The 6,280-nt window shown below is 63.4% G+C and carries 4 protein-coding genes and 1 pseudogene; 2 read left to right on the top strand and 3 right to left on the bottom strand.

Translation table 11 applies throughout. The features are described 5' to 3' along the window. The first annotated feature begins 220 nt into the window (after nt 1-220). Nucleotides 221-670 carry a PEGA domain-containing protein gene (locus SE91_RS12110; protein WP_060736297.1) on the top strand — a complete coding sequence of 150 codons (450 nt, stop codon included), beginning with the start codon at nt 221-223 and terminating at the stop codon, nt 668-670. Nucleotides 671-748: 78 nt separating this feature from the next. On the opposite strand, the gene clpA is transcribed toward SE91_RS12110, so the two are convergent. The 3 genes from clpA to SE91_RS12095 form a co-directional block, all read right to left on the bottom strand. Then, on the bottom strand, nt 749-3,157 hold the full coding sequence (clpA, locus tag SE91_RS12105; RefSeq protein ID WP_061847758.1) for an ATP-dependent Clp protease ATP-binding subunit ClpA: 2,409 nt from the start codon (nt 3,155-3,157) through the stop codon (nt 749-751). Between the two features lie 291 nt (nt 3,158-3,448). Beyond that, on the bottom strand, nt 3,449-3,781 hold the full coding sequence (clpS, locus tag SE91_RS12100) for an ATP-dependent Clp protease adapter ClpS (RefSeq protein ID WP_008548646.1): 333 nt from the start codon (nt 3,779-3,781) through the stop codon (nt 3,449-3,451). Between the two features lie 592 nt (nt 3,782-4,373). After that, nucleotides 4,374-4,712: a phasin family protein gene (locus tag SE91_RS12095; protein ID WP_008548648.1), complete on the bottom strand. Its 339-nt coding sequence runs from the start codon at nt 4,710-4,712 to the stop codon at nt 4,374-4,376. A 387-nt stretch (nt 4,713-5,099) separates the two neighbouring features. Between SE91_RS12095 and SE91_RS12090 the strand changes: the two are divergent. Further along, a pseudogene (locus SE91_RS12090) lies at nt 5,100-6,280 on the top strand (D-alanyl-D-alanine carboxypeptidase family protein); the annotation flags it as partial.

The raw sequence follows: 6,280 nt of genomic DNA, 5'->3' as shown, positions 1-6,280 counted from the left end.
CGGCGCTGAGCATGCTGCGCCTGTCGCCTGCAGGTGCACGCGGCGCCGAGCACGTCCGCGTGCAGGACGATCAACGCTTGCGCGGCGAATAGCGCGGGCCCACGCCCAGGCTATGGCTGTTTTCGTGCACAACCCCAGCGTGGCTTAACTATTCCGACCTATGGCCTATTGTCCTCCCGCTCCGGTTGCGCTTCAGTGACGGCGGGACAAGGGGCATTTCATGCGTTCATTTGGAATTGTGGCGCTCAGCGTCATGCTGGGCGGCTGCGCGTCTGTCACGCGCGGCACGACCGAGAATATCAGCATCTCATCGACACCGTCGGGCGTGGAAGCAGTCGTGAGCGGGCTTGAAGTGCCCACCACCTGCACCACGCCATGCGCCATCGTCGCCAAACGCAGCGCCGACATCACGATCACCTTCGAGAAGGAAGGCTATCAATCGCAGACGGTGCAACTTACGAAGGAAGTGTCTGGCACGGGCGCCGCCGGCTTCGCCGGCAATCTCCTGGCGGGCGGCGTCATCGGCATGGGGGTCGATGCTGCGACCGGCGCGGCGACCGATCACAAGCCGAATCCGGTCATCGTGACGATGCAGCCGTCCGTGCCGCACGCAGCACCGCGCACTCCGAAGAGACCGCGGCCACCGCGCGCACCGGAGGCCGGAACGTAAGGCCACCTCCGGACCGCCAACGACGCAAACAAAAAGGCCGGCTTTGCAGCCGGCCTTTTCGATTTCATCATAAGCCGATCAGACCTTGACCAGCGGCCCCTTCGAGGTCGGCCCCTTGGAGCCGCCGGGGCCGCCCGGCTTGGACTTGCCCGGCGGACGCTTGCGGGTGCCGGGCAGCTTCTCCTGCTTCGGCGTGACCGGGCCGTCGAGGAATTCGAAGCTGATCTTCTCTTTGGTCTCGTCGGCCTCGTCCTTGACGAGAACGACGCGAACATGGCCGCCGCCCTTGAGCTTGCCGAACAGCACCTCGTCGGCCAGCGGCTTCTTGATGTGCTCCTGGATCACGCGAGCCATGGGGCGCGCGCCCATCTGCTCGTCGTAGCCATGCTGGACCAGCCAGGCCTTGGCGGGCTCGGACAGCTCGATGGTGACATCGCGATCGCCGAGCTGCGCCTCGAGCTGAAGCACGAACTTCTCGACCACGGTGCCGATCACCTCGACGCTGAGATGGCCGAACGAGACGATGGCATCGAGACGGTTGCGGAATTCCGGCGCGAACTGCCGGTTGATCGCCTCGTGGTCGTCGCCTTCCCGCTTCGAGCGGGTGAAGCCGAACGCCTGCTTGGCGAGATCCGCCGCGCCCGCATTCGTCGTCATGATCAGGATCACGTTGCGGAAGTTGACCTGCTTGCCGTTGTGATCGGTGAGCCGGCCGTGATCCATGATCTGGAGCAGCACGTTGTAGAGATCGGGATGCGCCTTCTCGATCTCGTCGAGCAGCACCACGCAATGCGGATGCTGATCGACGCCATCGGTGAGCAGACCGCCCTGGTCGAAGCCGACATAGCCGGGAGGCGCGCCGATCAGGCGCGACACGGTGTGCCGCTCCATGTATTCGGACATGTCGAAGCGCAGGAGCTCGACGCCGAGCGTCGCCGCGAGCTGCTTTGCGACTTCGGTCTTGCCGACGCCGGTGGGCCCTGAGAACAGGTAGCACCCGATCGGCTTCTCCGGTTCGCGCAGGCCGGCACGCGCCAGCTTGATCGAAGCGGCGAGCGACTCGATCGCCTTGTCCTGGCCGAACACGGTGCGCTTCAGGGTCTGCTCGAGATGCTTGAGCACCTCGGCGTCGTCCTTCGACACACTCTTCGGCGGGATCCGCGCCATCGAAGCGATCGTGGTCTCGATCTCCTTGATGCCGATGGTCTTCTTGCGCTTGTTCTCGGCGACCAGCATCTGCGCCGCGCCGGACTCGTCGATCACGTCGATCGCCTTGTCGGGCAGCTTGCGGTCGTGGATGTAGCGCGAGGAGAGCTGCACCGCGGCCTCGATCGCCTCATTGGTGTACTTCAGACGGTGATAGTCCTCGAAGTACGGCTTGAGGCCCTTGAGGATCGCGATCGCGTCCTCGACGGTCGGCTCGTTGATGTCGATCTTCTGGAAGCGCCGCACCAGCGCGCGGTCCTTCTCGAAGTGCTGGCGGTACTCCTTGTAGGTGGTCGAGCCCATGCAGCGGATCGTGCCCGAGGCCAGCGCCGGCTTCAGCAGGTTCGAGGCGTCCATCGCCCCGCCCGACGTCGCGCCCGCACCGATCACGGTGTGGATCTCGTCGATAAACAGGATGGCGTTGGGATGCGCCTCGAGCTCCTTCAGCACCTGCTTCAGGCGCTCCTCGAAGTCGCCGCGATAGCGCGTGCCTGCGAGCAGCGTGCCCATGTCGAGCGAGAACACGGTGGCGGCCGCGAGCACCTCCGGCACCTCGCTGTCGACGATGCGCTTGGCGAGACCTTCCGCGATCGCGGTCTTGCCGACACCGGCTTCGCCGACGAACAGCGGATTGTTCTTCTGCCGGCGGCAGAGCACCTGGATCGCGCGGTTGATCTCGGAGTTGCGTCCGATCACCGGATCGATCTTGCCGTCGCGCGCCTTCTTGTTGAGGTTGACGCAATAGGTCTCGAGCGCCTCGCCCTTCTTCTTGGCGTCCTCGTTGCCCTTGGTCTCGGTCTCCTCGTCGACGCCGCGCACGGGCCGCGCTTCGGAGACGCCCGGCCGCTTGGCGATGCCGTGACTGATGTAATTGACGGCGTCATAACGCGTCATGTCCTGCTCCTGCAGGAAATACGCGGCATGGCTTTCACGCTCGGCGAAGATCGCGATCAGGACGTTGGCGCCGGTCACCTCTTCGCGGCCGGACGACTGCACGTGGATCACCGCGCGCTGGATCACGCGCTGGAAGCCGGCGGTCGGCTTGGCGTCGTCGGCGCCATCCGTCACCAGATTTTCGAATTCGGTCTCAAGATAGTTGACGAGGCTCGTACGGAGCTTGTCGAGATCGACGCTACAGGCGCGCATGACGGCGGCTGCATCGGAGTCGTCGATCAAAGAAAGCAAGAGATGCTCGAGCGTCGCGTATTGGTGATGACGCTCGTTTGCGATCGCCAGCGCACGATGCAGGGATTGTTCAAGGCTTTGGGAAAAAGTCGGCATTCGCGTCCTCTATGGCCCCCACCATCATGGTCGTGATCGCCCGGTCAGGCAACAACAACCTTTGTCACATATAGTTATACAAGATCGCGGCGAAAGACCGGTTCCGCGACTCCGCAGCTGGCCACCTGCGCCATTTTCGATGCAAATCCCGTTCCGATTTGGGCGGGATCGGCGCCGGTGCAAAATTCCGCGAGCTTGCCAGCTGCAATGGACATCGCGGGCACATAGGTCGCGACGATCACACCGCGACATAAGCAACGAAAGCCGGCTTCGAACGCGCCGCGAGACGCCCTACTTCTTTTCCATCACGCATTGCAGCGGATGCTGGTGCTTGCGGGCGAAATCCATCACCTGCGTCACCTTGGTCTCGGCAATCTCGTAGGTGAACACACCGCACTCGCCGATCCCGTGATGATGGACGTGGAGCATGATCTTGGTCGCGGCCTCGACGTCCTTCTGGAAGAACTTCTCCAGCACGTGGACGACGAACTCCATCGGAGTGTAGTCGTCGTTGAGGATCAGCACACGGTACAGGTTCGGCCGCTTGGTCTTGGGCTTGACCTTGGTGATGACCGAGGTGTTCGGCCCCGTCGGACCATTGGAACGATTGTCGTCATTGCTCATCCGGGGAGCACGGGCCGCGACAGACGCGGACAGATCGAGGCTGGAAGTCAGTTGCGGCATGGCACAGGCGTTCAAAATTCCCCACGGAAGCGATGACGGTTGCCGCGCGCGCCGCTCTTCGGAGCCTTGCGCAGGCGCGCCGCCTTGTTGGATCGCCGCTCCCGACGGATCCGGCCAAGCCGGATCGTTCGCTAGCAATATGGGCCCGCCTCCGGCTTGCCGCAAGCACGCAAAACTCCGGCCGATGCGGCCGCAGCGGTGCCGATTCCCGGCCCGGCGATCTCCGGCGAGGTTAATCAATCTCGGCCGGTTTGACAAAAATTTCCGCCGCGCCTGTTTAGAACAGATTGATCAGGAACCCGGCACCGGATGCGGCCCGCGAGGTTTCGCGCAGAGGCATCCCCGGTTTTCTACGGTCCAATTTACCAACGCTCGAATTGCCTGGCGTCACCGACCAGCCGTGCAACAACGGCCACGTCGGCAAGCATGACGATCGATGTGGTCCAAGCGCGGCGAGCTGACGCATTCGTCACACGCAAACAAAAAGCCCGGCTGGTTCAGCCGGGCTTCGATTCCAGGACGTCCCGGAAATTTAGTGAGCGGCCGGGGTGAACTTCGACACGATGGTCTCGACCGGCTTGAACGCCTGCTTGGCGAGGTCGCTGTAGAGGCCGGCGATCTTCTGCGATTCCGCGACGAAGGTCTCGTAGGCGGAACGAGCGAAATCGGTCTGCGCTTCCATGGCCTTGTCCAGCGACTTCACGCCGGAAAGCTTCTCGACGAAGGACTTGGTGTCTTCGAACGACTTCTTGGTGTAATCGCCATAGGCGCTGGCGATCGCCTGAAGGCCGTGCTGCACCGAAGTCGCGGACGCGACGCACTGCTCGAACTGCTCTTTCCCGTAGTTCTGAAAGTCTTCAACCTTGAACATGTCGGAATCCTTTTTCCCTGGCTCTCGTCGGGAAGCCCCGGCTCCCTGACCCTGCCCAAAATTAGTGCAACGCACAATAAAGTCAAGAATCTTGTGCGCCGCACAAAAATAGATCCAAATCGCTGAGATTTCCGGGGTTTCCCGCAAGGGTTCCTTAAGCTTTTGGAAACCGCAGCCCCCTACCTTGATTCCCTGGACGTGTTCACTTCCGCAAGCGGCCAAAGCCGTTTGAGAACATCACCTTAGCCAGAACAGCGGCTCAGGCCCCAGCTCTTCCGCGGCCAACACCAGCGGAGGGACAGCCTGAGCAGGTAATGATCCCGGGTCGAGTGGGCACAATTTCGCCTCACGAGCCGGTGATCAAGTCAGAAACGGGGACGGGGTTCCATGCTTCGTAACAACTTGTCTTCCTCGCGCTTGGCGCGGGTTGGCGTTTTCGGGCTTCTTACGGTCACCACCGCAATCATCTTTACCACCGATGCTGCTGAGGCGCGGCGTCACCGGCGCCATTACGCGCACCACAAGGTGCAGCGCGATGTGTCCGAGAGCTCCAGCTCGAAATTCGCGTCCATCATCGTCGACGGCAATTCCGGCGCCGTGCTCCAGTCGACCAGCCCCGACGCACTGCGACACCCCGCCTCGCTCACCAAGATCATGACGCTCTATTTGCTGTTCGAGCGCCTCGAGTCCGGCAAGCTGAAGCTCGACACCGAGATGCCGGTGTCCAAGCACGCGGCCGACCAGGATCCGACCAAGCTCAATCTGCGCGCCGGCCAGACCATCCGCGTCGAGGACGCGATCAAGGGTCTCGTGACGCGTTCCGCCAATGACGCCGCCGTAGTCATCGCAGAAGCGATCGCCGGAGACGAAGACGACTTCGCCCAGATGATGACGCGCAAGGCGCGCTCGCTCGGCATGTCCAAGACGGTGTACCGCAACGCCAACGGCCTTCCCAACGACGAGCAGGTCACAACCGCGCGCGACCAGGCCACGCTCGGCCGCGCCATCCAGGAGCGCTTCCCGCGCTACTATCGCTATTTCGCGACCTCGACCTTCAACTGGCGCGGTCAGTCGATCCGCAACCACAATCGCCTGCTCGGCAGTGTCGAGGGCGTGGACGGCATCAAGACCGGCTACACCCGCGCCTCCGGCTTCAATCTCGTCAGCTCGATGCGCCGCGGCAATCGCCACCTGATCGGCGTCGTGCTCGGCGGCCGCAGCGGCGGCTCGCGCGACGCCATCATGCGCAACCTGCTCGCGGAGAATGTCGAGAAGGGCGCGACCACTCGCACCGTCGTCGCGGTCACCGAGCGCAACGGGGCCGACGCCAGCACCGACGTTGCCGACGCGTCCAATAGTCCGGCACGTCCCCCCGCTCAGGTTCAAGCCGCGGCGACCCCGCCCCGGAAGCCGCCCCGTCGCGCCTCGCCGCCCGCCTGTCGACGCTTGCCGCTGCGACTGCCGCGATGCCGCCGGCTCAGCCCAGAGCTGAAGCGAGCAAGCCTGAAGTTCGCCCGACGGAATCCAGGATCGAGCCGGCACCGCTCACCAACGGTGTGATCTCCAGC

This window comes from Bradyrhizobium sp. DOA1 (assembly GCF_001593325.1).
In the GTDB taxonomy this organism is placed as follows: Bacteria; Pseudomonadota; Alphaproteobacteria; order Rhizobiales; family Xanthobacteraceae; genus Bradyrhizobium.
The sequence above is the reverse complement of the archived record's forward strand: the minus strand, read 5'-3'. Positions and strand labels throughout refer to the sequence as shown.